This is a genomic window from Hungatella sp. SL.1.14 (genome assembly GCF_024460495.1).
Classification (GTDB): domain Bacteria; phylum Bacillota; class Clostridia; order Lachnospirales; family Lachnospiraceae; genus Hungatella; species Hungatella hathewayi.
Window position 1 is genome coordinate 46,758 of the sequence record NZ_JANFYJ010000016.1, and the last position, 25,975, is coordinate 72,732.

The 25,975-nt window shown below is 48.8% G+C and carries 21 protein-coding genes; 11 read left to right on the forward strand and 10 right to left on the reverse strand.

Annotated elements, in window-relative coordinates:
• Positions 1–99 precede the first annotated feature (99 nt).
• Positions 100–1,224 carry a glycoside hydrolase family 88/105 protein gene (locus NE473_RS17305; protein WP_006771631.1) on the reverse strand — a complete coding sequence of 375 codons (1,125 nt, stop codon included), beginning with the start codon at positions 1,222–1,224 and terminating at the stop codon, positions 100–102.
• A 105-nt stretch (positions 1,225–1,329) separates the two neighbouring features.
• On the opposite strand from NE473_RS17305, the gene NE473_RS17310 reads away from it, so the two are divergent.
• The gene (locus NE473_RS17310; protein ID WP_006771630.1) at positions 1,330–2,220 is read left to right on the forward strand and encodes a helix-turn-helix transcriptional regulator; all 891 of its coding nucleotides are present in this window, start codon (positions 1,330–1,332) and stop codon (positions 2,218–2,220) included.
• Between the two features lie 50 nt (positions 2,221–2,270).
• Here the strand turns inward: NE473_RS17310 and NE473_RS17315 are convergent, their stop codons facing one another.
• Genes NE473_RS17315 through dctP form a run of 3 tightly spaced genes read right to left on the reverse strand, consistent with a single transcriptional unit; the run spans position 2,271 to position 5,077 of the window.
• Positions 2,271–3,578 carry a TRAP transporter large permease gene (locus tag NE473_RS17315; RefSeq protein WP_022030220.1) on the reverse strand — a complete coding sequence of 436 codons (1,308 nt, stop codon included), beginning with the start codon at positions 3,576–3,578 and terminating at the stop codon, positions 2,271–2,273.
• Positions 3,579–4,046 carry a TRAP transporter small permease gene (locus NE473_RS17320; protein ID WP_006771628.1) on the reverse strand — a complete coding sequence of 156 codons (468 nt, stop codon included), beginning with the start codon at positions 4,044–4,046 and terminating at the stop codon, positions 3,579–3,581.
• A 2-nt stretch (positions 4,047–4,048) separates the two neighbouring features.
• A complete protein-coding gene (gene dctP / locus NE473_RS17325) occupies positions 4,049–5,077 on the reverse strand; it encodes a TRAP transporter substrate-binding protein DctP (RefSeq protein WP_055651687.1) in 1,029 nt (342 codons plus the stop codon).
• A 282-nt stretch (positions 5,078–5,359) separates the two neighbouring features.
• Here dctP and NE473_RS17330 point away from each other — a divergent pair, with 282 nt between their 5' ends.
• Positions 5,360–7,579: a DNA topoisomerase III gene (locus NE473_RS17330; RefSeq protein WP_055651688.1), complete on the forward strand. Its 2,220-nt coding sequence runs from the start codon at positions 5,360–5,362 to the stop codon at positions 7,577–7,579.
• A gap of 59 nt (positions 7,580–7,638) precedes the next feature.
• Here NE473_RS17330 and NE473_RS17335 read toward each other — a convergent pair whose 3' ends face one another.
• Both NE473_RS17335 and NE473_RS17340 read right to left on the reverse strand, forming a co-directional pair.
• Positions 7,639–9,801: a pectate lyase gene (locus NE473_RS17335; RefSeq protein WP_055651689.1), complete on the reverse strand. Its 2,163-nt coding sequence runs from the start codon at positions 9,799–9,801 to the stop codon at positions 7,639–7,641.
• Positions 9,801–11,753, reverse strand: a complete 1,953-nt coding sequence (locus NE473_RS17340; RefSeq protein ID WP_055651690.1) for a pectate lyase — start codon at positions 11,751–11,753, stop codon at positions 9,801–9,803. The genes NE473_RS17335 and NE473_RS17340 overlap by 1 nt, the downstream gene beginning before the upstream one ends.
• 346 nt (positions 11,754–12,099) lie before the next feature.
• Here NE473_RS17340 and trpB point away from each other — a divergent pair, with 346 nt between their 5' ends.
• Both trpB and NE473_RS17350 read left to right on the forward strand, forming a co-directional pair.
• The gene (gene trpB, locus NE473_RS17345) at positions 12,100–13,317 is read left to right on the forward strand and encodes a tryptophan synthase subunit beta (RefSeq protein WP_055651691.1); all 1,218 of its coding nucleotides are present in this window, start codon (positions 12,100–12,102) and stop codon (positions 13,315–13,317) included.
• Between the two features lie 249 nt (positions 13,318–13,566).
• Positions 13,567–15,297, forward strand: coding sequence for a carbon starvation CstA family protein (locus NE473_RS17350; RefSeq protein ID WP_055651692.1), 1,731 nt, complete (start codon positions 13,567–13,569; stop codon positions 15,295–15,297).
• Positions 15,298–15,312: 15 nt separating this feature from the next.
• Here the strand turns inward: NE473_RS17350 and NE473_RS17355 are convergent, their stop codons facing one another.
• The 3 genes from NE473_RS17355 to NE473_RS17365 are packed head-to-tail and all read right to left on the reverse strand — an operon-like array spanning position 15,313 to position 17,219.
• On the reverse strand, positions 15,313–15,822 hold the full coding sequence (locus tag NE473_RS17355) for a GyrI-like domain-containing protein (protein ID WP_055651693.1): 510 nt from the start codon (positions 15,820–15,822) through the stop codon (positions 15,313–15,315).
• A 37-nt stretch (positions 15,823–15,859) separates the two neighbouring features.
• Positions 15,860–16,333: a hypothetical protein gene (locus NE473_RS17360; protein ID WP_055651694.1), complete on the reverse strand. Its 474-nt coding sequence runs from the start codon at positions 16,331–16,333 to the stop codon at positions 15,860–15,862.
• 22 nt (positions 16,334–16,355) lie between these two features.
• Entirely contained in the window at positions 16,356–17,219 is an 864-nt protein-coding gene (locus tag NE473_RS17365) for an AraC family transcriptional regulator (RefSeq protein WP_055651695.1), read from the reverse strand.
• A gap of 221 nt (positions 17,220–17,440) precedes the next feature.
• Between NE473_RS17365 and NE473_RS17370 the strand changes: the two genes are divergently transcribed.
• Positions 17,441–17,827 carry a LytR/AlgR family response regulator transcription factor gene (locus NE473_RS17370; protein WP_006771618.1) on the forward strand — a complete coding sequence of 129 codons (387 nt, stop codon included), beginning with the start codon at positions 17,441–17,443 and terminating at the stop codon, positions 17,825–17,827.
• 23 nt (positions 17,828–17,850) lie between these two features.
• The gene (locus tag NE473_RS17375; protein ID WP_022030211.1) at positions 17,851–18,615 is read left to right on the forward strand and encodes a sialate O-acetylesterase; all 765 of its coding nucleotides are present in this window, start codon (positions 17,851–17,853) and stop codon (positions 18,613–18,615) included.
• A gap of 11 nt (positions 18,616–18,626) precedes the next feature.
• Here NE473_RS17375 and NE473_RS17380 read toward each other — a convergent pair whose 3' ends face one another.
• On the reverse strand, positions 18,627–19,475 hold the full coding sequence (locus NE473_RS17380) for an AraC family transcriptional regulator (RefSeq protein ID WP_022030210.1): 849 nt from the start codon (positions 19,473–19,475) through the stop codon (positions 18,627–18,629).
• A 258-nt stretch (positions 19,476–19,733) separates the two neighbouring features.
• On the opposite strand from NE473_RS17380, the gene NE473_RS17385 reads away from it, so the two are divergent.
• Genes NE473_RS17385 through NE473_RS17405 form a run of 5 tightly spaced genes read left to right on the forward strand, consistent with a single transcriptional unit; the run spans position 19,734 to position 25,806 of the window.
• Complete coding sequence (locus NE473_RS17385) at positions 19,734–21,074, forward strand: ABC transporter substrate-binding protein (protein ID WP_055651696.1); 1,341 nt, start codon at positions 19,734–19,736, stop codon at positions 21,072–21,074.
• A gap of 27 nt (positions 21,075–21,101) precedes the next feature.
• Complete coding sequence (locus NE473_RS17390) at positions 21,102–22,013, forward strand: carbohydrate ABC transporter permease (protein WP_022030208.1); 912 nt, start codon at positions 21,102–21,104, stop codon at positions 22,011–22,013.
• A gap of 17 nt (positions 22,014–22,030) precedes the next feature.
• Positions 22,031–22,855, forward strand: a complete 825-nt coding sequence (locus NE473_RS17395) for a carbohydrate ABC transporter permease (protein WP_006771195.1) — start codon at positions 22,031–22,033, stop codon at positions 22,853–22,855.
• Positions 22,856–22,903: 48 nt separating this feature from the next.
• Positions 22,904–23,578 carry a YesL family protein gene (locus NE473_RS17400; protein WP_022030207.1) on the forward strand — a complete coding sequence of 225 codons (675 nt, stop codon included), beginning with the start codon at positions 22,904–22,906 and terminating at the stop codon, positions 23,576–23,578.
• Positions 23,579–23,613: 35 nt separating this feature from the next.
• The gene (locus NE473_RS17405) at positions 23,614–25,806 is read left to right on the forward strand and encodes an alpha-galactosidase (RefSeq protein ID WP_055651698.1); all 2,193 of its coding nucleotides are present in this window, start codon (positions 23,614–23,616) and stop codon (positions 25,804–25,806) included.
• Positions 25,807–25,975 lie beyond the last annotated feature (169 nt).

Below are 25,975 nucleotides of genomic sequence, written 5' to 3' on the forward strand. Positions count from 1 at the left end.
AATTGGATCTTTTGGTTTTTTAGATTCGGTTTTAAAAGGAAAATACGGTTTTTAACAGGCGTGAAGGCCTCGCGTTGGCGAGGCCTTCCTTTAAGCGATTTAATTCAAATTATCCAACGCCTGAATCAACGCCAGAATCGTAAGGGACTGCCCATAAGCCATCGGCGCGATCAATATATTTTTATAATGTTCTCTGTCAGCCCCCATTCCGGTTCCGCCTGACACATTCAGCACGGTCCCGTCCTTGTCAATCTGATTCATAACAGCCCGTACGCCCTTCCAGGCACAGTCCAGACAGGAATCATCGAGGATCCCAAGCTTGATTCCCTTTAAGATTCCTGCGGTGATGGCAGCGGAGCCGGACACCTCCTCGTAACTGGTCGGATCATCGAGAACGGTATGCCACAATCCTGAGCTGCTCTGCAGCTTCTTTAACGTATGAACCTGGCTCTTATAGGTGTTCACAATAAATTCCCGGACACCTGCATCCAGACTGCCCTTAAACATTTCCAAATACTCGAGGATTCCCACCGTAAACCAGCTGTTTCCGCGGCACCAGAAGACGCCTCCGAAATTATCCCGCGTATTGAAGGTCCAGCCATGGTAGAAAAGACCGGTTTTTTTGTCGTATAAGTATTTGATATGTAAGAGAACCTGGTGGATGGATTCACTGATCCAGTCCTGGCGGTTGTATTTCTGGCCCATTCGGTTTAAGAAGAGAACGGTCATAAACAGGGTGTCGATCCACATTTCATTTTCATTTAAACGGACGCCCAGGCGGTCGCCGTTGGCGCTGGTGACGTGCTGGAAGCCGCCTTCCTCGGTGCGGGGAAGGTTTCTCATCAGCCAGTCGGCCCAGCTTAAGCAGAGAGATTCGAATTCCGGATCGGGGCAGAGCTCGGTTAACTGTACCAGTGTTAACAGCGGTGTGGTGGTGTTGATGTTGCGTGAGGGAAGTCCGTCGGCCATATTGCCCTTAAACCAGCTGCATAGGAACTCGCGGTATTCGTCCTTTTTTTCAACCATCATAATCTTGTAGAGACCGTAGAGGCCGACGCCCTGCGGCCAGTCCCATTCGCTGATTCCGAAGTCGCGGCGGAAGAAGCCGATGCTTTCGCCGCCATCCTCCAGTTCTTTTTCATTTTCAGGGCCGCCGAGAGTCAAGAGTTTGTTAACGACCAGGTCCAGCTTTCGGGTGATTTCTTCTTTTTTCAGTTCCTGCATGAGTAGGAGACTCCTTTCTTATAGAAAAATAATGGGTTTTATTATATAATGTTTCCAGATGATACAGGCGAAGCGTAAACAGCAGCCAGACAGGAGGTGCAAGGCATGGAAGCCGTTATCTATTACGCCAGGACTGATGGTATCGAACTGGAACGCATGATACGCAAGGGCCGTTTCAATATGCACGTAAAGCATTTTCATAACCAGTATGAGATCTTCTATCTGCTGGAAGGGGAACGGCGTTTTTTCTTTGACAACCGTTCTTATCTGGTGAAGAGCGGGTCTCTGATTCTGGTGGATGAAAACTCGATTCATATGACCATGGCTGGCAGTGAACAGGAGTTTGGCCATGACCGCATTATCCTTTATATAGAGCGGGACAAGATGAAGGAATTCGACCAGCTGTTTCCGAACCTGAATCTTGTCAGATTTTTTCACCAGCACTATGGGGTATTTCCGTTAAATGAAAAGCAGCAGAAGGATTTTATCGATCTCTATATCCGGCTTCAGGATGAATTTGACAGCAGGAAGCGGAATTACCGGGCAATGATTGAAACGGATATTATCCAGTATTTCATACGTTTTATGCGTGAAAATCATACGCCGGCCATGGAAGATACCGATGTAAATGCTCCCGCCAAATACCGGAATATCTACGCGGTGGCCGATTATATCTCGGTACATTTTGATGAAGCGATTACGCTGGATCAGCTGGCCGACCGGTTTTTTATCAGTAAATATTATTTAAGCCGCACCTTTAAGGAGATTACAGGTTACGGCATCAGTGAGTATATGAATATTCACCGCATCAGGGCGGCAAAGCGGCTGCTGGAGGAGACCGATATGAGCGTACTGCAGATTGCTCATAAGCTTGGATATGAGAGCATCACGTATTTTGAGAAGGTATTCAAAACATATATGACCATGTCTCCCTTAAAGTATCGAAAAACATTGAATACGGTAACATATACCAACGGACCGGCGGAAGAAACGTAAATGCCGGTCCGTTGAGCTGTTTATGCAGGCGATGAACCGATACGGACGGATTAATCCAGCAGGCCCAGTATGCTGGGCAGCCAAAGGCTGAATGCCGGCACATAGGTGATAAACAGCAGTGCTGCAAAGATTGCTGCGAAGAACGGCAGCAGTCGTTTTAACACGTCTTCCACCTCCAGCTTTGCCACACTGCACCCGATGAACAGCACGTTGCCTACCGGCGGTGTGATGGTTCCTACGGATAAGTTCATAACGATCATGACGCCAAACTGAACCGGAGTCATGCCCAGAGCCGTTACGATCGGAAGGAAGATCGGGGTAAAAATGAGCAGGGCCGGAGCCATGTCCATGAAGGTTCCTACGATCAGCAGGAAAATATTTAATATAAGAAGGATGACATACTTATTGTTGGAGATGCCGAGCACCATGTGGCTGATGGCCTCCGGAAGTCCGGTGAAGGACATGACAAAGGAGAGCACGGAGGAAGCTCCGATAATCAGCATGACGATCGTGGTCATGAGGCCTGTCTCCATGAGGATTCCCGGAATGTCCTTCAGTTTGATGGATTTATACAGTACCACCGATAAGAAAAACGCGTAAGCAACTGCTACGCCGGATGCCTCGGTAGGAGTGAAGTAACCGGACAGAATGCCGCCGATGATGATGACAATTAAGAACAGGCTTGGGATCGCGTCCCAGACCGTCTTTAATACGACTTTGCCGGTGAGCTTTTCTGTCTGATACACGTAATGATGTTTTTTGCCGTAGAGGAAGGCAACAAGCATACAGAGGCCGGCCCATAAGAGTCCGGGAATCCATCCTGCCATGAAGAGGACTGCCACGCTGGTACCGCCGCTGGCCGCCGAATAGACAATGAACGCGGTGGTGGGCGGAATCAGCTGTCCCACCGGTGCGGTGGCGACGTTAACCGCTGCTGCAAATCCAGGGTCATAGCCTTCTTCCTTTTCCAGAGGATTTAACACGCCGCCCATAGCCGTAGCAGCAGCCACACCGGAGCCGGAGATGGAACCGAACATGGCGTTGCCTGCGATGTTGGTAAGCGCCAGAGATCCCGGAACCTTGCCCAAGACCAGCATGGCCAGGTTGATAAGCCTTCTGGCGATGCCGCCGCTGCTCATCAGGAGACCTGCCAGAATGAAGAACGGAACGGCCAGCAGTGTAAAGCTGTCCATGCCGCCTACGATTTTCTGGGCGGATACGAACATTCCGAAGGTGGGGGTCAGGAATGCAATAATGGTGATCAGCGCGGATGCGATGATGCTATAGGATACGGGTACGGAATATGCCAGCATCAGAAAGAATACGATGACCAGCATTAAAGCTGCAGAAAGTTCCATTTATGCTGCCTCCTTTAATTGTCTGGCAAACCGGATTAAACGGTCTGCGCTGTAGATTAAGGTGAGTACGCCGCAGATGGGAAGCCCCACGTAGTAGAGCGGCATAGGGAGCTGAAGCGCCGGTGAAATCTGCCCTGCTGAGTTCATGGTTACCATGATGCCGCCGGCGATGAATACAGTCACACAGAGAATCATAACGATGATTTCGATTACCATTTTCGTGAAGAGAGATCCTTTCAGGGAAAATGTTTTTGTGATGATATTGATGGATATGTGGCGTTCCTGACCGTAAGCATACGGAACTCCCAGCATGGTCATCCAGATCAGGGCATACCGCAGGAATTCTTCTGTGTATTTACTGGGGTTATTTAAGAGAAAACGGGTGATGACCTGCCAGCAGCATCCCAGGACCATGAGACCCACCAGGAAGGCGATCAGATAACCTAATATTTTATTTAACGTTTTCATGATTACTCCTCCCCTGCATACTGCTCAATATCGTCGTAAAGTTCCTGATAGAAAGCGCCTTTAGCCTTATATTCCTCATGAAGGGGCTGTACGGCTTCGATAAAGGCGGTCTTGTCAATATCATAATAGATGGTCATCCCCATCCCTTTTGCCTCTTCGATGGCTTCTTCCATCATCTGACGGTATTTGTTCTTGAAGTTTTCGTTGCTTTTGTTTAAGCATTCCACCAGATAATTCTGCTGCTCTTCAGTCAGCCTGTTCCAGGTTTTTGTGCTGATAATATAGACATCAGGCGTGTACTGGTGTTCCGTGTAGGTATAAGACTTTGCCACCTCACCGTGTTTGTCTACGGTGAGAGCCAGCTCGGTATTCTCCGCGCCATCCACCACACCCTGCTGAAGCGCTGTATAAGTCTCGCTGGCAGCCATGGGAGTGGGGGAGGCGCCCATCAGCTCCAGCATTCGCATGGATGTGCTGCTGGTCATGGAGCGGATCTTTTTCCCCTTTAAAACGGCGGGGCTGTCGGCCTTAATATCTTCTTTTAAATAAATGTTTCTGGAGCCATTGGCATAGTATCCAATGACCAAAAACCCTTCGTCCTCATTCATACGGAAAAGCTCCCGTACCTTTTCACTCTTCTCCATGGCGTTGTAATAATGCCCCTCGCTTGTGAAGAGGTAGGGAAGGGAAAAGATGGAGTAACAGTCGTTAAACTGTCCCAGCATGCTGGAGCTGACCTTGGCCATGTCCAAAACTCCTGCCTTGACCATCTCGACGGCAGACTGTTCGGTTCCCAGTACGCCGCTGGGGTAGATGTCAATTTCCATATTCATGGAAGGATCCTCCGCTGCAAATTCCGCCACTTTGGCGATACAGTCCGCGATCTCTGAATCCTTGGACTGGTTATGAGCCATCTTGATTCGGATCTTATCGCTGTAATGGTTACCGGCTACGGAAACAAAGATACTTCCGGCTGTTACCACTGCCGCAGCGGTAAGGACAATTCCGAGCGTTTTTTTAATGCTTTTCATAACAGACTTCTCCTTCGTATTTTAATATGCCGCACAGGCGCAGTGCTCGTGTACAGGTCTTGAAACCTTGAGTTTACGCACTTTTTATCACGATCACATTGTAGCATGGATAAAAGATTTTATGTTATCCGATATTGCGCTATAAAAAGAAAAATCAAACTATATTGTGGTCAGATGAAGGCTGAAATGTTACTTTTCATCCTCACATTGCAATTTTTGCCGTATTTCCTTATAATAGGAGGACAGAGGTTCACCGGAATCAGTCAGGAGGAATAAATAAGAATGAAATCTTTAGTAATAGCAGAAAAACCGTCGGTGGCCCGCGATATTGCCAGGGTCCTTCACTGCGGAAAAAATTTAAACGGCGCGCTGGAGGGCGATCAATATATTGTGACCTGGGGGCTGGGACATCTTGTGACACTGGCGGATCCGGAGGATTACGATCCGAAGTATAAGACGTGGAGGATGGAAGACCTTCCCATGATGCCGGATCAGTTTAAGCTGGAAGTGATTAAACAGACCGGAAAGCAGTTCAGTGCGGTAAAAGCACAGCTTCAAAGAAAAGATACAGGCGAAATCATTATTGCCACAGATGCAGGCCGGGAGGGAGAACTGGTGGCCCGGTTGATTTTGGAGAAGGCCGGCTGCAGGAAACCGATCAAGCGTCTCTGGATTTCCTCTGTCACTGACAAGGCGATAAAGGATGGATTTGCGAAGCTGAAAAACGGGCATGAATACGACAATCTCTATGACGCCGCCATGTGCCGGGCCGAGGCGGACTGGCTGGTGGGAATCAACGCCACCAGAGCGCTGACATGCAAGTACAATGCCCAGCTGTCCTGCGGCCGTGTCCAGACTCCGACTCTGGCAATCATAGCCAGCCGGGAGGAAGAGATCAGGAATTTTGTGCCGAAGCCCTATTACGGAATCGCGGCTAAGAGCCAGACACCGCCGCTCACCCTGACGTGGCGCGACGAAAAATCAAAGAGCTTCCGTTCCTTTGATAAAGAACGGGTGGAAGGGATTATAAAGAAGATCGAGGCCGGCAGTGGACAGGGGCTTGTCACCGAGGTGAAGCGCATTCCCAAGAAGACGTACGCGCCGCAGCTCTATGATCTGACAGAACTACAGCGGGAAGCAAACCGCAAGTTTAATTACTCGGCGAAGGAAACGCTGAATATCATGCAGAGGCTTTATGAGAACCATAAGGTTCTGACGTATCCGAGAACAGATTCCAGGTATTTAAGCTCGGATATTGTGCCGTCAATCAAGGAACGTCTGGAGGCCTGCGGCGTGGGTCCGTACCGGAAGCTGGCGGGACGTCTGATGAATCAGAAGATTGCGGCAAAGCCGTCTTTTGTGGATGATAAGAAGGTCTCAGACCATCATGCCATTATACCGACGGAGCAGTTTGTGCAGCTGGATCACATGACAGTGGAGGAACGCAAAATCTATGACCTTGTAGTCCGGAGATTCATTGCCGTACTCTATCCGCCTTTCGAGTATGAGCAGACGGAACTCACGGTAGAGCTGGCAGGTGAAAATTTTGCTGCGAAAGGCAAGATCGTTAAGAACGCCGGATGGCGGGAGGTCTATGACGGACAGGACGATGACGAGGATGACGAGGAGGAGGCTGAGCGGCTGGATATACGTGCTCAGAAGCTCCCGGATTTAAAACGGGGTGACAGGATTCCAAAGCTTTCCGTCACGATGACGGAGGGAAAAACGAAGCCGCCGGCTCCGTTTAATGAGGCGACGCTGCTTTCCGCCATGGAAAATCCCACTGCCTATATGGAATCAAAGGATAAAGCCATGGCGAAGACGCTGGGGGAGACCGGCGGCCTGGGAACCGTCGCCACCAGAGCGGATATTATCGAGAAATTATTCTCCAGCTTTTTACTGGAAAAACGGGGGAAAGACATCTTCCTGACTTCCAAGGCGAAACAGCTTCTCACCCTGGTGCCGGAGGATTTGAGAAAACCGGAGCTGACTGCCGACTGGGAGATGCGGCTGTCGAAAATTGCGGATGGAAAGCTGAAACGTGCCGCCTTCATGAAGGATATCCGTTCCTATTCCAATGAATTGATCTCCCAGATTAAAAGCGGAGATGGCCAGTTCCGCCACGACAATTTAACGAACACCAAATGCCCCGTCTGCGGTAAGCGGATGCTTCTCGTTAAGGGCAAGAACAGTGAGATGCTGGTGTGTCAGGACAGGGAGTGCGGCCACAGGGAAACCATAGCCAGGACCAGCAATGCGCGCTGCCCCGTCTGCCATAAGAAGATGGAACTGAGGGGAAAAGGGGACAGCCAGATATTTGTATGCAAATGCGGTTATAAGGAAAAACTGTCGTCTTTCAAGGAGCGCCGGGCCAAAGAGGGCGCAGGCGTGTCGAAAAAGGACGTGACGAGATATTTGAACCAGCAGAAGAAAGAGGCGGAAGCGCCGATTAACTCGGCATTTGCGGATGCGTTTGCCAAATTGAAACTGGATAAGAAATGATAACAAAGAGAAACTCCTCTGTATCAATGATCAGAGGAGTTTCTCTTTCATTTTAAGTGTTACTGTATCCAGGTTCCATCTGCTCCGACTGCATATCCGTCCGGTGTTGTGGTATTTATGAGAAGTCTTCCCATAGTTCCATCCGACTGTTCATTGAAGTAATACCATTTACCGTCAATGAAATGCCAGCCGACATACATATGTCCCATGGTCCCGTCTGAGATTGGATGCAGGTAGTAACGGTTTCCTTCATGTTCTAACCAGCCTGTGATCATATATCCTTCTTCTGAGAAGTAATACCATGATTTTGTTCCGTTCCAGTCCAGATAAATCCACTGGGCCTTAGGCTGGGTTCCGTTCTTCAGAGTAAAACGCCAGCCGGTTTCATCCTGAGTCCAGGTTCCGCTGTTGGGATCTGCAGCTGTGGTATACGATGAACTGGAACTGGAGCCGGTATCAGAGGAGCCATGGTCGGGATCCGGCTTACTGTCGGGGTCAGGATCGGGTTTATCAACAGTACCGAGTGCTTTTCCTGTCTCAATCCATGTTGGATACTCTTCTTCAATCAGTACATCAGCCAGATCGTTATCGTAATACGTAATCGTGCTGCGGGTTGCATACCAGATCAGGTTGTCTGATGATGACGCATTCCAGTCATTTACCTTTGGCTGTTCCGGCCGTTTCGGATCGACATCAGAGTACAGCGGTTTAAACGTTCCGGATTTATAAATGTAGTTGGAGGCCCAGGTGCCTAAACCGTCATCAGCAAAGCTGGTGTCCAGGATTCCCGGTTCTGTCCCGTCGAGCAGAAAGACGTCGAATCCATTCTGCATGGACAGATCGGAGATATATACCGCTTCCTTATCTTCAATCTTTACCTCTTCCAGCCATTCTACTGCACTGCTAACCGCTTCTTTTATTGTGTCTTCCGGATCGCAGGAGTACATCAGATATTCAGCAATATCAGCGGTGGCAAAAGCGCTCACGGATTCTCTCTCATAGGTACGTCCCATAGCGGGTTTGCCATCTTCGCTGTATTGTGATGCCCAGCCTGTTTTCTTTCCGTCATATACCAGCTGGCTGTTGATAATAAAGTCATCTCCGGCTTTTATCGCCTGGGTGATTTTATCAGCTCCTATTGTGCTTTTTACGGTTGTTAACGTGCTGCTGCTGTCAACTCTTCTTAACAGACGGAGCACATCCGTGGTGATTTGGTCGGTAAAGACCAGATTTGCACGAAATCCTTTGGGATTGGACGGATTCATCTGCCAGCCGCCGGCGGCGCTCTGATTCTCTAACAGGAAACGGATCCCTTTTATCAGAGCTGATTCCCAAGCTGCATCCTGGGTTTCTTCAAGGCAATCAGCAAGATAATTCAGTTCAGCAATTGTAGCTCCTTTTTCCAGTGTAGATTCCGAAATCAGACTGCCTCTTCTTCCCTGAAGATTTTCCTGTGCCATGTCTGCAGCTTCTGGAAGAAGTCCAAAGCCACCGTCTGCATTTTGTGTGGAAGTAATATTTTCTGCTATTTCATCACTGACTTCAGCATCTCCTTTCAGAATTGAACGGTAGTTGACGCCATAATCATCTGGAACAGTGGCCAGGTCCGGAGTCAGTTCTGTTTTAAAAATCGGTACAGCGGCATAAAAACTTTTCACATTGCCGTCAGTGTAGATATCTGCCTGAAATGTATGAAGCACATAAGCTACGGGAAGATAGGTGACATAATAGTCTTCCGTCAAATAAGGATTTAATCCATTGTCCTTTGCATTGACTCTTTTGGGAACCTGGGAGTCGGAAAGTGCATTACTGATTTTTATACCATTTAAGGTAACGTCTTTTTTACCAATTTCCATAACCAGTGTATCACCGTTCATGATGATGGTTATTTTGCTGCCGTCTTCCCTGTAATCAACACCGAGCTGCCGAAACATTTCCGCCATGGGAGCCATAAGGGATCCATCGCTTCCGGTTTCTTCGTAATTGCCTTCCGCCAGTACGTTACTGCTGGAATCCAGCCATACCCGGTCATAATCGTCTATCATGAAAACGGGATCAAGGGTATTGAACCAGACACGGCGTACTGTCATGTCAGAAAAATCATACTGCCCTCTGACCACACTGGCAGTTCCTTTTGCCGCAGCCGCGGTGTAGCCGACTACGGTAAGAGACACCGCGGCAATCATTGTACCGGCCATTACTAATTTATGCATTTTCTTCATTAGTTTTTACCTCCGTCCGCATTTGAGTCTGTAGCGACAGGTGCTGTCTCTTCGTTCTTATCTGCATTGGAACTGGTTGCGGGCTTCACTGCTTTTATTTCGTTTTCCAGCTCCAAATGTTTTTTCTCATAAGATTCCAGCGCTTTTTCCCATTTCTTTAACTGATCGTTGGCTTTTTTCTCAATATCGGTCTGTACGAAGGAGTAACCGCTTCGGCGTTCATGTCCTCCTACGTTGTGATCCAGCTTCGCAATACTGTCACGTCCGGAATAGATTGGATAAAAACCGTCTACATCATCAATGGAATCGTAACTGCTTCCATCCTTATCGAGGCCGTAAAAGCGGCCATAGGTCTTTTTGGTTGTGCCTGTATAGACGTATCTTCTGTCTTTTCCAAGTTCTCTGGTGCGGTCGCTGATATTAACAGACTCATAGCCTTCGACGCCAATTTCTTCTGTCCAGTGCGCATATGAGGTGATAGCCGTCTTTACCGCTTCAGAAGGTTCTGCAATATTGGTCAGAAGGTTCATGATAGCCTGGCTTTCCGCAGTACAAATGGAAGGAAGTTCAAAGGCGCGTCCAATTGTAGGCTCACCGGTTTCCGGGTCATACTGCTGTGCCCAGGCAGTTAATTCTCCGTCCACTGTAATCTGAAATTTTAACGTACAGTCAAGCGCTTTCTCCCACATGTTGTTCAATTTTTCAATGGTGATATTATGTTTATCCGGAGTATCATCGGTGAGGGCCTTTCGTACCCAGGAAAAATCTTCGCACAGCGATGAGTCAATCAATCCATCTTCGTGAGTCAATGCATACACTAACTGCATGACGCTGGTCATGGCATTGTCGTTAAATGTAATCAGTTTAAAATAACCGACGCCGTAAGGATAGTACTGAGGCCAGCCGCCGGCTTCGTTCTGGGAATTAATCATATAGTCCATGGATTTCCAGAATCCGGCTTCGATGGTTTCAAGATCATCTTCATAGCCCTTGAATGAATTGGGATCTTCCTTGGCCGCTCTTAAAATTCTGGATAAGAATTTAATCTGGCCGTGAGTAGCGCCATTATCAAAGGTGGAGTATGCATGTCCATATAATCTGGGGAAGCTGTCCTCTAACAGATCGTAATCGGTATTTGTCTTTCCCCAGCCGCCGTCTTCATTCTGATATGCCGGATTAACCACGTTGAGTGCAGCGGTAATCAGTTCTTTCTTTTTGGCCGCATTGGAACTGGAGGCGATGGATGCAATGGTGGACCAGGAAGTAGGACTGGTTTCGAGCATTTTGGTGGTGTACGGCGATTTACTGTTGATAATCGGCTGTATTGCCGCATCAGAGTAATAAAAAGCAAAGGCCATTACAAGGCGGTGCATACTCTCGTCCCAGGTGACATTGGCTCCCAGTGCTTCGGCAGTAAATTTAACGGGAAGATAGCACACAGTGTACGGTGAACCGTCTGCATCAGTCTCTCCCTCTATTTCCAGAAAATAAGGTTCCAGATCTTCGGGAATGGTCAGATGTTCCTGGCTCCCATTCTTTGTCAGTACCGCATCCTGGCTTCCCTCCTCCATTTCCAGTACGAGATCATTGTACTGAATGACAATCTCACCAGTTGCTGTATCAAATTCCAGATCTGCGGTGATATCGGCAAAGGAATGCTTAAGGGGAGCCATCATGCCGTCAGGATTACCGGGTCCGTATTTCATATCAACACCGATTAATAATCCCTTTTCAATTTCTTCAGGAGCAAACTTACCTCCATTTTGTTTCGTGTATCTTGTTGGTTCAAATTCCGGAAGAGCAAGGAATTTGATTACCAGATCTTCGACAGGCACCGTCTCTCCCATTTCCGGTGCACTGCCCTGCTTGCTCGCCAGAGCGGGAAGCACATTTACAGACGCCGCCATGACAAGCAGTGCTGCAGCCAGCAATGTTTTTTTGGCAAACCTCATAAAACCTACCTACTTTCTGTATATTTTTTTGTGGGTTACAATAACGCAAACGTTTGCAAAATCATAGTAGCACGATTAGGGCGATATTTCAACCTTATTTCCATAATTTGTATAATAGTTTGAAAATTATGAAATAAAATTGTGCATAATGTCTAACAAGTTTGTAAATAAAACGTTTGCAAGTTCATATATGATTGAAGTATCATAGGGAAAGTCACAGAAAAAACTTAAGAACGAAAAACGGGGATTTTAAATAGTAATGCATCAAGTCTTTTAAGCGGTGCTTATTTATGATATACTATAAACACTTAGCGGCTAATAAAAAACAGTGAAAAAGGAGAAGGATATGGATTACAGGACATATTTGAAGAACTACCCGGACAAAGACGGCCGGTTTGGCCCTTATGGCGGCGCTTATTTAACGGATGAACTGATTCCGGCTTTTGAGGAGATTGCGGACGCGTACCAGACGATCTGCCATTCTTCCCAGTTTATCAACGAACTGCGCAGAATCAGGAAGGAGTTTCAGGGAAGACCGACGCCGGTCTATCACTGTGAACGTCTCTCCAAGAGTATTGGCAACTGCCAGATTTATTTAAAGAGAGAGGATTTAAATCACACGGGGGCCCACAAGTTAAACCACTGTATGGGGGAAGGGCTTCTGGCAAAGTTCATGGGAAAGAAACGTCTGATTGCAGAGACCGGAGCGGGACAGCACGGAGTGGCTCTGGCTACGGCGGCGGCCTTCTTTGGACTGGAATGTGAGATTCATATGGGCGAGGTCGATATTGCGAAGCAGGCTCCCAATGTAACGAGAATGAAGATTCTGGGCGCTAAGGTGGTGCCTGTGACACACGGTCTTAAGACCTTAAAGGAAGCGGTGGATTCCGCCTTCGAGTCGTATGCGAAGAATTATAAGGACTCCATCTACTGTATCGGTTCTGCTCTGGGGCCTCATCCCTTCCCGCTGATGGTGCGTGATTTCCAGTCTGTCGTGGGATACGAGGCGAGAGACCAGTTTTATGAGATGACGGGCATGTTCCCCGACGAGGTCTGCGCCTGCGTCGGAGGAGGAAGCAACTCCATCGGCATGTTTATTCCGTTCCTGGATGACCCGGTGGATATCACTGGCGTGGAGCCGTTAGGCAGAGGGGAAAAGTTAGGCGATCATGCGGCTTCCATGAAGTTTGGGGAAAAGGGCGTCATGCATGGATTTGAGAGTATTATGCTGAAGGATGAAAACGGGGAACCGGCTCCGGTTTATTCCATTGCCAGCGGTCTGGATTACCCGTCGGTAGGGCCGGAGCATGCATTTTTACATGACCTGGGACGCGTGAAATACGAAACCGTCAGCGACGAGCAGGCTATGGAGGCATTCTTTAAGCTGTCCCGGTATGAGGGGATTATTCCGGCAATCGAGAGCTCTCATGCGGTTGCCTATGCGATGCGCCGGGCGAAGGAGATGAGACAGGGATCGATTCTCGTATGTTTAAGCGGCAGAGGCGATAAGGATATCGACTATGTGGTTGAACATTATGGATATGGCGATCAGTTTTTAAATTAACTGAGAAACTGCCGTGTATTGTGAAGGGAGGCTGGTCAATGGCCTCCCTCTTATTTTGTATAACCGGAAGTTATAAAAGATATATAAATTAAATATAAACAAAGTATAAACTTTTTATTGATTTCCATACGGTAAAGTGATAAACTCCATTTCATCGGAAGTTTGGATGAAAAAGTAAAGATTTTTCTCCGGAGCTTCTGGCCAGACACAGAAGAATCTGTCTGGTTGATGAAAAAGGAGAGACAGAGTATGAATGGTTTAACAATGATGATACTTGCCGTTGCAGTGCTGGGCGGTGCGTACCTGATCTACGGGAGATATCTTGCAAAGAAATGGGGCATCAATCCGGATTCCAGGACGCCCGCTTATGAGATGGAGGACGGTGTGGATTACGTTCCGGCTGATACCAACGTGGTATTCGGTCACCAGTTTGCGTCGATTGCCGGCGCGGGACCCATCAACGGACCGATTCAGGCGGCGATGTTCGGCTGGCTTCCGGTCATGCTCTGGATTTTGCTGGGCGGCGTGTTCTTTGGCGCGGTACAGGATTTTGCGTCCATGTATGCATCTGTGAAAAATAAGGGCCGTTCCATCGGCTATATTATCGAACTCTATATTGGAAAACTCGGCAAGCGGCTGTTTCTGCTGTTTACCTGGCTGTTTTCCATTCTGGTTGTAGCGGCGTTTGCTGACATTGTAGCGGGCACCTTCAACGGCTTTGACGCCAATGGCGCCACTGTATCAGCCAACGGAGCGGTCGCAACGACCTCGCTTCTGTTCATTGCATTTGCAGTGGGACTGGGCTTCTACTTAAAGTATACGAAATTTCCCAAGATGCTTAATACGCTGTTTGCGATTGCGCTTCTCTTTCTGGCCGTTGGCCTGGGTCTGGCATTTCCTGTCTATGTTCCGCAGAGCGCCTGGCTGATTTTCGTATTTATCTATGTGATTATTGCCTGTGTGACTCCGGTCTGGGCCCTCCTGCAGCCGCGGGATTACTTAAACAGTTATCTGCTGATTGCCATGATTGTGGGATCGGTTCTGGGCATCTGCGTGTATAATCCATCCATGAATCTGCCGTCCTTTACAGCCTTCAAGCTGACTGCGGCAAACGGAAGCGTCTCATATTTATTCCCGGCACTGTTCGTTACCATTGCCTGCGGCGCTGTATCCGGCTTTCATTCCCTGGTAGCCTCGGGAACGGCTTCCAAACAGATTAAGAATGAAAAAAATATGCTTCCGGTATCCTTTGGGGCGATGCTGCTAGAGAGTCTTCTGGCTATTACGGCACTGATTGCGGCCGGGTTTGTGGCCACACAGGAAGGGCTTCCGGCGGGAACGCCGCCGCAGCTGTTTGCACAGGCCATTTCCATCTTTTTGACAAGCATTGGACTTCCGGAATCCGTTTGCTATACGCTGATTACCCTGGCTATTTCCGCATTTGCGCTGACAAGCCTCGATTCTGTGGCCCGTGTGGGACGCATCGCGTTCCAGGAATTCTTTACGGATGACAGTGTTGCACCGGAAAATCAGACCATGCTCAATAAGATCCTGACCAATAAATACTTTGCCACGATCCTGACGCTGGTGCTCTGCTATGCACTTTCCCGTGCCGGTTACGCCAGTATCTGGCCGCTGTTCGGTTCCGCGAACCAGCTTCTTTCCGCGCTGGCCCTGATCGCATGCGCCGTATTCTTAAAGAAGACGAAACGCCAGGGTGCCATGCTCTGGGGGCCGATGGTGATCATGCTTGGCGTTACATTTACAGCCCTGGCTTTAAAGATCACGGAACTGGTAACCGCGCTCTCCGGTCAGTTTGTCTTCGGCAATGCGCTGCAGCTGGTATTTGCGGTGCTTCTCCTGATTCTGGGCGTGATTGTAGCTTTTGAAGGGATTAAGAAGCTGATCGGAAAGGATGAGACAGCAGAGAACGAAGAGGCTTCAGGGTCAAAGAAGACGGCCGGAAATGTAGTTGCCTGATAACGGAAAACGCAGCTATTTCTTCTCTACGGCGATCCAGACTTCTACAAGGCCATTTTCTCCATAATATTCAATATCCGGAGCGTTTGATTTCATTCGGCCTGTGATATATCCCCTGTTCAGCGGTTTGTATTGAAATTTCGGCAGCCACTTTGTGATTGCCTGAGCTTCCGTTTTTCCAATTGTTTCGAGCGTGCAGGGGAAGACCGCCCAGGTCCTGGCCGGCACTTCATAGGACGTAAATTCACCATCCGCCTCAGTATCGCTTGAGACCGCTATCAGATAATCAAATATCCTCGGATCAGTGGTATCGGTATTGTAAATATTAATGCCAAACAGTCCATGGGGCTCTTTATTGGCGCGCGGCCATAAGGCTTTTTCATACCCGTCTGCTTTGAAGCTGGACCAGTGCCGGGGGATCATTGTTCTCCCCTGGCCCCTTTGATTGGACGTCCGCACTCCATAGCCGACAACGCGGAAGCTGCCTTTTTTCTCGATTCGAAACGGCGGTTCTATATTTTTCATAATTGCAGATCCTTTCCTTCTGGGATGTGGTTGAAATTTAAGCAGTTATATTTGCCTCATTCAGCAGAAGCGTTTTTACGAATGCCCTGTTTTCTTCGCTGAGTAAAAACAGGAAGGCGCTGCTGCGGCATTTTTGCAGGCGCTGCCCTTTTAAGACAAAGTCGTAGCCCATGGGACACCGGGAATTGCAGGCGGCAGGATCCAGCATCCGCTTGCATACAGGCGCATCCTGAATGGCCTTTGCCACTCCCTCCGGGATATCGTCGAAAACCTCCATATAGTCCGCCATGTGGTTGGGATAGATGCGGGCCATCAGCCCTTTTTTACGGAATACGTAATTGAGTATGGTCTTTTTGTTCTGAAGATAGGAAACGACAAAGCCGCTTTTGGCCTGTCTGATCTCAGCCCTGCAGCCGAGCTTTGTCAATTCCTCATGCAGTTCTCTCACTAATTCCTGATTGTCTTTCTCGACAGTGACTAAAAAATCATCATACGTACAGGTTTCACCCATGATCCAGTTCCTTTCTGTGCTCTTATCGTTCCTCTATAATCGGTATCCATATCTGTGCTTTATAAGTATCGCTGGTCTGATCACCGTCACTGTACCATTCTAATTCAGGACAGGGCGCGTGCTTAAAGGGATATTTTATCAGCCATTCTTCGTTAAGATAGTTCCAGCCATTGTGGATGGACTGCGGTATGCTTCCCCGGCAGTCAAAGACAGCCCATGAAGCTTTCCGGATCGCGGTTTCTTCAAAGCCCGGAGGTACCTCCTGATCGCATTCCACCATAATAGAATAGGTGGTCTCGTTTAATTGTTCGTCAAAATGAGTAAACAGCCCGAAGATTCCTTTATTTTTTCCGCGATCCAGCGAAGACAGTGCCGCCAGATCACCGGCTCTTTGACATTCATTCCAAAAGGCCGGTATCTGTGCGTAATGTTCGCCGTTTCTGCAGGAAAAAGTCCTGCTTTTTCCGACAAGCCGGAAGGCCTCTCTCTGTTCGATATGCCAGGAATACTGCTGTCTGTTTGACGTCTGCATTTTCGGCGCAATTTTTAATTCTGTTTCTTTGTCCCGCGCCTCCTTGGGTGTGACGCCATGGAAGTGCTGAAAGGCTTTTGTAAATGAGGTAGGCGAGGCGTAGCCATACTTATAGCTGATATCAACCACCTTCAAATCCGTGCTCTTTAAGTCATACCCGGCCAGGGTCAGTTTTCTTGAACGGATATACTCGGAAAAACTGATCCCATTCATATAGGAAAATACCTTCTGGAAGAATCCAAAGGAACAGCCCGCGATTTCCGCCACCACGTTTTCGTCTATGGGTTCTTCCCGCCGCTGTAAATGATCTTCCACATAATCGATGATTTCTCTTAATTTCTCATTCCATTCCATTTTGAGAGCTCCCCGTCTTTCTGGTTGTCTTTTTATTTTACCATTTATAAAAACTATTTTCCTCTTATTATTGGTACTGAACAGATAATTTATGATACAGATAGACTTCTTTGCCGTTTTGTGGTATCGTATTTTTGAACGAGCGAATACATTTGATTACCGGAGGCTGTTGAAATAGCGATATTTCGGGGCTTCTTTTTAGATGAAAAGCAGGAGGGGTTATGAGCATCAGGGTGATAGCAGTGGACAATTCAGAGGAACTTCTGGAGAAAATTACCAGAATCTTAAAGGAGATGGATGACGTCGAGTTTTGCGGCAGCTTTGGCGAAGCAATTGCGGCGATTCAATATGTGAAAGAGAATCCGGTGGACATTGTATTTTCCGATGTGGTGATGCCGGATATCAGCGGCATTACGCTGGCAGCCAAGATCTATCAGCTTCCGGATCCGCCGGAGGTCGTGCTGCTGTCAGGAATACCGGGATTTTCCCTGGAGGCATGGAAGATCCGCGCATTCGGATTTATTATTAAGCCGTATACGAGAGGGCAGATTGTGGATATGCTGAACCGGTACCGCTGCGAGAAAGCCGCGGAAAAGGTTCTTTCATAAACGACGAGAGGAGAAGACTTGCAATGGAAGCAGATATTCTGTTATTTATGGGGCAGAGCAACATGGCCGGACGCGGTGATTACAGACTGGCACCGGAGGTACTGCCGGGAGCGGCTTACGAATACAGGGCGGTGACGGAACCGGATACGCTGGTGCCGCTTACAGAACCCTTTGGTGTGAATGAGAACCGGGAGGGCGGAGTCTTTGAACCCGGGATGAAGACCGGCTCCATGGCAGCCGCGTTTGTAAATGCGTGTTACCGGAAAACAGGGCGTCCGATTATCGCGGTATCGTGTTCCAAAGGGGGATCGAGAATCCAGGAATGGCAGCCGGAGACTCCCTACTTTAAAGATGCAGCCGCAAGGTACCAGGCATGCTTAAGCTTTGTACAGTCCAGGCAGATCGCTGTTCATTCGACCGGAATGGTCTGGTGCCAGGGCTGTACGAATGCGGACGATGGAATGGCAAAGGCTGAGTATAAAGAAAAGACAATGGCATTTTTTCAGGCGGTCAAGTCACTGGGAGTCGATAAGATCTTCCTGATTCAGATTGGAAACCACAGAGAATTCCCTGACCGTTATGTTCCCATGCAGGAGGCCCAGGAAGAGATCGCGGAGGAGATGGAAGACGTGATTATGACTTCCAGGCTGTTCCGAACATTCCGCGATCGGGGGCTGATGAAGGACTCCTTCCATTATAAGCAGGAGGCGTATAATCTGGTAGGAGAAGAGGCCGGGGCCAGAACCGGAGAAATTTTAACAAAAGAAGCAGGTAAAACGAAATTATAATAGAACAGGCATTACTTATGTTGATTGGCCAATCTCCATTCCCGTGGAGACTGGCCATACGTTTTTTTAAAGGCCCTGGAAAAATGCAGCTGGCTGGGATAACCCACACGTGCACTGATTTCCCCGATGGGAAGATTGGTCGTCTCCATGTATTCGCATGCTTTAGCCATCCGGAAACGGATCAGGAATTCCTGAGGCGTTACGGAAAGAACATCCTTGAAGATTTTGCCGAAATAGCTTCGGTTTAAGTTGCAGAAGGCGGCGATGTCCTCTACGGTGATGTCATTCTGGTAGTTGTGTTCCACAAATGAAACGGCTTCTCTGGCATAAAAATCTTTTAACTGACCGCCGACCGCTGTCATACGGCGGTTGGAGGACTTAATCAGCGCATCGAGAGCCAGATAGAGGTGGCCGATCAAATGGAAGGATGACTCCGTCGTATGGCCGGCGATATAGATCATCTCGTCTTTTAAGACCTGCTCCATGGCCGGATTATTGCTGTTGTAGACCGGAAGATCAAAGGACAGGCCGGACAGAGCGATGATCTCCGGCGCCTTTAAGCCGTCGAATTCCACCCACGCGTACTCCCATGGATCCAGGGAATCCGCGATGTACGTATTGGTCTGGCCGGGCGAAATTAAGAAGCCCTGGCCGGCGTGAAGATGGTATTCGGTATCTTTTTTGCTGCTGTCGGTGGAAATTAAGAGCCCCTTTCCGGAAATGATATAGTGAAACAGATAGTGGTTGCGCGCCGCCGGTCCGAAGGAGTGGTGCGGATCGCATTTCTCCCAACCGTACTGAAACAGGGTACAATCGACGAAATTTTTATCGGTAAACAGAGCAAACGAAAAATTAGACAAAAAAGCACCTCCTCTCCAGAAAATTCTGGGAATTAATTATAAACATTATATACCAAAATGCGAGGTGACTTCAAGATATTTCGCACAAGGAGGCATTTTGGTATATTTGTATCAGGGTATTTCCATTTACGGTAAGAATGGCAATGTGCTAATATATAGTTACAGAAACGAAGACATAACTACATAATGTGCACAAATAAAAGAAAAATTCATTGGCCGATGAAGAAGATAAGATGGTAATAATAACGAAAACTCAGAATGATTCAGGATTGCAAGGAGGAAATTAAAGTGAGCAGATTGTGGAAAAAAGGTATAGCAGTTACCATGGCAGCGACGATGGCAGTATCTTTAACGGCGTGCGGCGGCGGAAATTCTTCATCAGGCGGAAATAAGGAAGCAGGAGAAACCCAGGCTGCCGATGCAGGCGGAAAATTAAATGTAGCAATTTGGGATAATGGACAGAAACCGGGGCTGGATCAGATTCTTGCCGATTTCACGAAGGAGACCGGAATAGAGGCCGATTTACAGGTTATTACGTGGGACAGCTACTGGACCCTGTTAGAGGCGGGAGCCTCAGGCGGCGACATGCCTGACGTATTCTGGATGCATTCCAACGAGGCGACCAAGTATATGTCCAACGATATTCTTCTGGATCTCACGGATAAGGTGGCGGCCAGCGAAAAGCTGGAGATGGATAAGTTCCCGTCTGACATTAAGGAAATGTACCAGTACGACGGAAAGACCTATGCGGTACCGAAGGATATCGACACCATTGCCTTATGGTACAACAAGGATATGTTTGATGAGGCCGGAATCGCCTACCCTGATGATACCTGGACCTGGGATGATTTATACGACGCGGCGGTGAAGCTGACAAAGGACGACGGAAGCCAGTACGGAATCGCCATGAACCCTTCCAACGAGCAGGATGGCTGGATGAACGTGATCTACTCCATGGGCGGAAATGTTATCTCTGAAGATATGAAGAAATCCGGTTTCGATGACCCGAACACTATCAAGGCGATGGAATACGTCGATAAGCTGGTAAAAAATGCAATGCCGCCGGCCGCCGTTATGTCAGAGACGGGCACCGATGTACTGCTGGGGTCCGGCAAGATTGCCATGCTGTCCCAGGGCTCCTGGATGGTGGCTGCATTTAAGGACAACGAATACATATCCCAGCACTGTGATGTGGCAGTTCTCCCTAAGGATGCCCAGACGGGAAAACGTGTTTCTTTATACAACGGTCTGGGATGGGCGGCAAGCGCCAACACGAAAAATCCGGAAGCGGCGTGGAAGCTGATCGAATTCCTGGGAACGAAGGATATGCAGTTAAAGCAGGCACAGCTCGGCGTTACCATGGCGGCCTACGAAGGTGTTTCAGATGACTGGGTAAAAAACACGGATAAATTCAATTTACAGCCGTATCTGGATATGATGAACAGCGATATCGTATTCCGTCCGCATTCCAGAAGCACTCTGGTATGGTGGAACATGATGACAACCGAGTTAAAAGAGGCATGGTCAGGCAATCAGGAGATGGATACGGTATGTAATACGATTGCGGAAAAAATGGATCAGATGCTGGCAGACGAGTAAAGCCCCATACGAGAAGGAGGGATTTCTGTGGCGAAGGAAACAGATTTAAAAATAAAAAGAAAGATTACGAGCCGGGAAAAGAACGAGTTTTTATGGGGGTGGGCGTTTATCCTGCCGACGATGATCGGGCTGATTGTACTGAACATCTATCCGATTATCAAGACGATCTATGAGAGCTTCTTCAAGACAGGCGATTTTGGAAAAGGCAACATTTTCATCGGCCTGGCCAATTACCAAAGGGTCTTAACAGACCCGGAGGTATGGCAGTCGCTGCTTAATACCTTCAAATACGCCATCGTGGAAGTACCGTTTTCCATCATCATCGCACTGGTTCTGGCCGTGCTGCTGAACCGGAAGATGAAGGGGCGGGCCGCTTACCGTACGATCTTCTTCCTCCCAATGGTTGCGGCCCCCGCGGCGATCGCCATGGTGTGGAGATGGCTCTTTAACTCGGAGTTCGGCCTTTTAAATAATGTGTTCGGTACCAGTATAAACTGGATCTCCAACCCGAATATCGCCGTCTATTCGATCGGCGTCATCGGTGTGTGGTCCATCATCGGCTACAACATGGTGCTGTTTTTATCGGGACTTCAGGAGATTCCGAAGGATTACTATGAGGCGTCCAATATCGACGGCGCAAGCGGTATCTACCAGTTTTTCCATATCACCGTTCCGCTTCTGTCACCCACCATTTTCTTCGTGACAGTGACCAGAGTGATCGGCGCGCTGCAGGTGTTTGACTTAATCTTCATGGTAATGGACAGAAACAATCCGGCGCTCTCCAAGACGCAGTCCCTGGTCTACTTATTCTATCAGTATTCCTTTGTTCAGAATAACAAGGGCCTCGGTTCCACCATCGTTGTAGTACTGCTGGCAATCATAATGGTGATCACAGTATTCCAGATGAAGGCACAGAAAAAATGGGTTTATTATAATTAGAGAGGGGGAGACGAAACATGGAAAAAAAGAAAAAAGCGGCAGCCATATCGATTCACGTTGTTTTGATCCTGGTAAGCATTACAATGCTTGTGCCGTTTATCTGGATGGCGCTCACCGCATTTAAGACATCAACAGAAGCAACTTCTGTCAATCCGTTCGTCATCTTCCCGGCCGTGTGGCAGACGGATAATTTTAAGACGGTTATTGATAATATGAATTTCCTGCAGCTGTATGTCAACACCATCCTGCTGATCGTTGGCCGTGTCGCGGCCGCGGTTCTCACGGCGACGATGGCGGCGTATGCGTTTGCAAGGCTGGAATTTAAGGGAAAGAACGTCATGTTCTCCCTGGTATTGTTCCAGATGATGGTGCCGGGACAGATTTTCATCATTCCGCAGTACCTGATGGTGAGTAAGATGGGGCTTCTGGATACCGTATTTGCGCTGATTTTCCCGGGACTTGTGACGGCGTTCGGAACGTTTTTGCTGAGGCAGGCGTATCTGGGGCTTCCCAAGGATTTGGAAGAGGCGGCGCGCCTGGACGGCTGTAATATCGGCCAGACCTTTTTGTACATTATGGCACCCCTGACACGATCCGGTATGGTGGCACTCGGTATCTTTACCGCGGTATTTGCCTATAAGGACTTAATGTGGCCCATGATCTGCAACAAGACGGTGATGCCGCTGTCCGCCGCGCTGGCGAAGATGCAGGGGCAGTATACAAACAATTATCCGCAGCTGATGGCGGCCTCCCTGCTGGCCTGTGTGCCGATGATTGTGATCTATTTGATATTCCAGAAACAGTTTATTGAGGGAATTGCAACTTCCGGCGGAAAGCTGTAGGATAGAAAACTGCAGGATAACGGCTGAGAGAAAGGAATGTGTGAAACGATGAATGGATTGAGTGAAGACAGTATTTTCGGTCAGGTATTCGGATTCCTGGGAAAGATGATCGCGTTAAATATCCTCTGGATCGTGACGAGTCTTCCCATAGTGACAATCGGGGCCTCGACCACGGCCATGTATTACACGGCGCTTAAGCTGCATAAGGATGAGGATGTCACGGTCTGGAAATCATTTCTTCACAGCTTTAAGCAGAACTTCATTCAGGCGACAGCCATCTGGGCTGTGCTGGCCGCAGTGGGAGCCCTTCTTTTCATAGAAGGAAGATGGCTTCTCCTGTCGGGCAGCAGTTCCTCCATGTTCCTTTCCTACGGCCTGATTGGTATCGGGCTGATCGCGGGAGTGCTGCTGCTTTATATATTTCCGGTCATCGCTGCATTTTCCAATACCCTGGGAAAGCTGGCCGGCCATGCGTTTTATTTTGCTTTTCATAAGCCGGGATACTTAATCGCCACGGCGGCCATTACATGCCTTCCCATGTACTTTACCATGATGGATGCGAAGCTTTTCCCAGTCTATCTTCTGATCTGGCTCATGTGCGGGTTTTCACTGACGGCTTACGGCAATGCATGGTTTTATTTGAGGCTGTTTCAGCCGCACCTTAAGACGGCTGAAGCAGGCTCAAGCGCTTCAGACACTCTTCAGCCGGAGAGTGGACAGTAAAGGACAACAATAATATAATTCAAGGAGATCAGATTATGGCTATCATTATGAATCAGGCGGAGCAGGTAATTACACTGCAGACGAAACGGTCCACTTATCAGATGAAAGTGGGGGATTACGGTGTTCTGCTTCATCTCTATTACGGCGCCAGGGTGGAAGACTGTACGATGGATTACCTGCTTCACAAAAAAGATGTCGGATTTTCCGGAAATCCCTACGATGCGGGGGAAGACAGAACCTTTTCGCTGGATACGCTGCCGCAGGAGTTTCCTTCTTATGGAGTAGGGGATTACCGGAACACTTGCGTGGGTGTGTGCCAGGCGGATGGGACACGGGCTGCCGATTTCCGGTATGTCTCCTGTGAGATTCGGGACGGAGCACACAAAATCCCGGGGCTGCCCTGTCTGTTTGACGAGGACGAGAAGGGAGAAACTCTGGTGGTTTTCCTGGAGGATGCAGCGTCTTCCCTGAAACTGGAGCTGCACTACGTTGTGTTTGCAGAACGCGACATCATTGCCCGTTCCGCCAGAATTACCAACGGAGGAAACGGTGCGGTCAGGCTGGAGAAGATGATGTCGGCCTGTCTGGAGCTGCCGAACGGAGCATGGGAGGTGATTCATTTCCACGGGCGCCACGCGATGGAACGCAGGCTGGAACGCCTTCCGCTCATGCATGGAACGATGGAGGTGGGAAGCCGGAGAGGAACCTCCAGTCATCAGCATAATCCGGGTGTGATTATATGTTCCCCTGATACGACAGAGGAGTACGGAGACTGCTACGGCATGTCCCTGATTTACAGCGGCAATTTTACGGCGGAGATCGAGCAGGATCAGATGAATTCGGTCCGGTTCGTCTGCGGAATCAATCCGGAATCTTTTGAGTATCTGCTGGAGCCGGGAGAAGCTTTTGATACGCCCCAGCTCATGATGACCTACAGTGGAAGCGGACTGGGCCGCATGTCGGCGAATTTCCATTCCATTATCCGTCACAATTTATGCAGAGGAAAATACCGGTTTGCCAGGAGGCCTATCCTCATCAACAACTGGGAGGCCACCTATTTTGATTTTAATGAAGAAAAGATCCTTTCGATTGCCAGACAGGCCTCGGAGCTGGGGATTGAGATGCTGGTACTGGATGACGGCTGGTTTGGCAGCCGCGACAGCGATGACGCGGGGCTGGGCGACTGGTTTGTCAATACAGATAAGCTGAAGGGAGGACTGGCTGACCTGGTTCGCGGAATCAACGGCCTTGGCATGAAATTCGGCATTTGGATCGAGCCGGAGATGGTCAATGAGGACAGCTGTCTCTACCGGGAGCATCCGGACTGGGCCCTGACGATTCCGGGCAGAAAGCCGTGCAGAAGCAGGAACCAGCTGGTACTCGATATGTCCAGAAGTGATGTGAGAGACTATATTTTTGATTCGATTTCCGCGGTCTTAAAGAGCGCCAATGTAGAGTATGTAAAATGGGATATGAACCGCAGTATCTGTGATATCTACAGCGCCGCTCTTCCGAAGGAGCGCCAGGGAGAAGTTTACCACCGCTATGTGCTGGGAGTCTATGATCTGATGGAGCGCTTCACATCGACATTTCCGGATATTCTGTTCGAGGGCTGCAGCGGAGGCGGGGGCCGTTTTGATCCGGCGATCCTGTACTACTCGCCGCAGATCTGGTGCAGCGATGACACGGATGGCATTGAGCGCCTGGAGATTCAGTACGGAACCTCCTTCTTCTATCCGATTTCGGCTGTCGGATCCCACGTTTCAGCCATACCCAACCATCAGACGGGGCGGAAAACTCCCCTTAAGACGCGTGGGGTGGTGGCCATGGCCGGCAGCTTCGGTTATGAGATGGATTTAAATCTTTTATCACCGGATGAAAAAGAGGTGGTGAAGGAGCAGGTGGAAGATTATAAGAAGTATTATGACCTCATTCACAATGGAGATTACTACCGGCTCGTCAGTCCGCAGGGAGATTCTGATTTCACCGCGTGGCAGTTTGTATCCGGTGATAAGGCGAAGACCCTGGTTCATGTAGTGATCACCCATGTGAGGGCCAACGCTCCTGATCTCTGGTTTAAGCTTCGCGGCCTCGCCCCGGAGAAATGCTACCGTCTGGAGGAAAATGGCCGTATTTACAGCGGCAGCGCCCTGATGAACGCGGGGATTTCCATTCCGATGGTGATGGGCGATTATCCGGCTGTACAGATGGAACTGACGGAAGTTTGACCGTGGTGAGTGATTCGCGGCTTTGTGAATGGAATTGCAATCAATAGGATACGCGGCTGCAGAGGAGATAAAAAGCCTCTGCAGCCGTTTTTTTGCGTTTACCGGACTCTTTACAGGCGGTTTTGTTTTTGGGCTTTCTTTCTGCGGGACACCGGACAGGATGTGAACT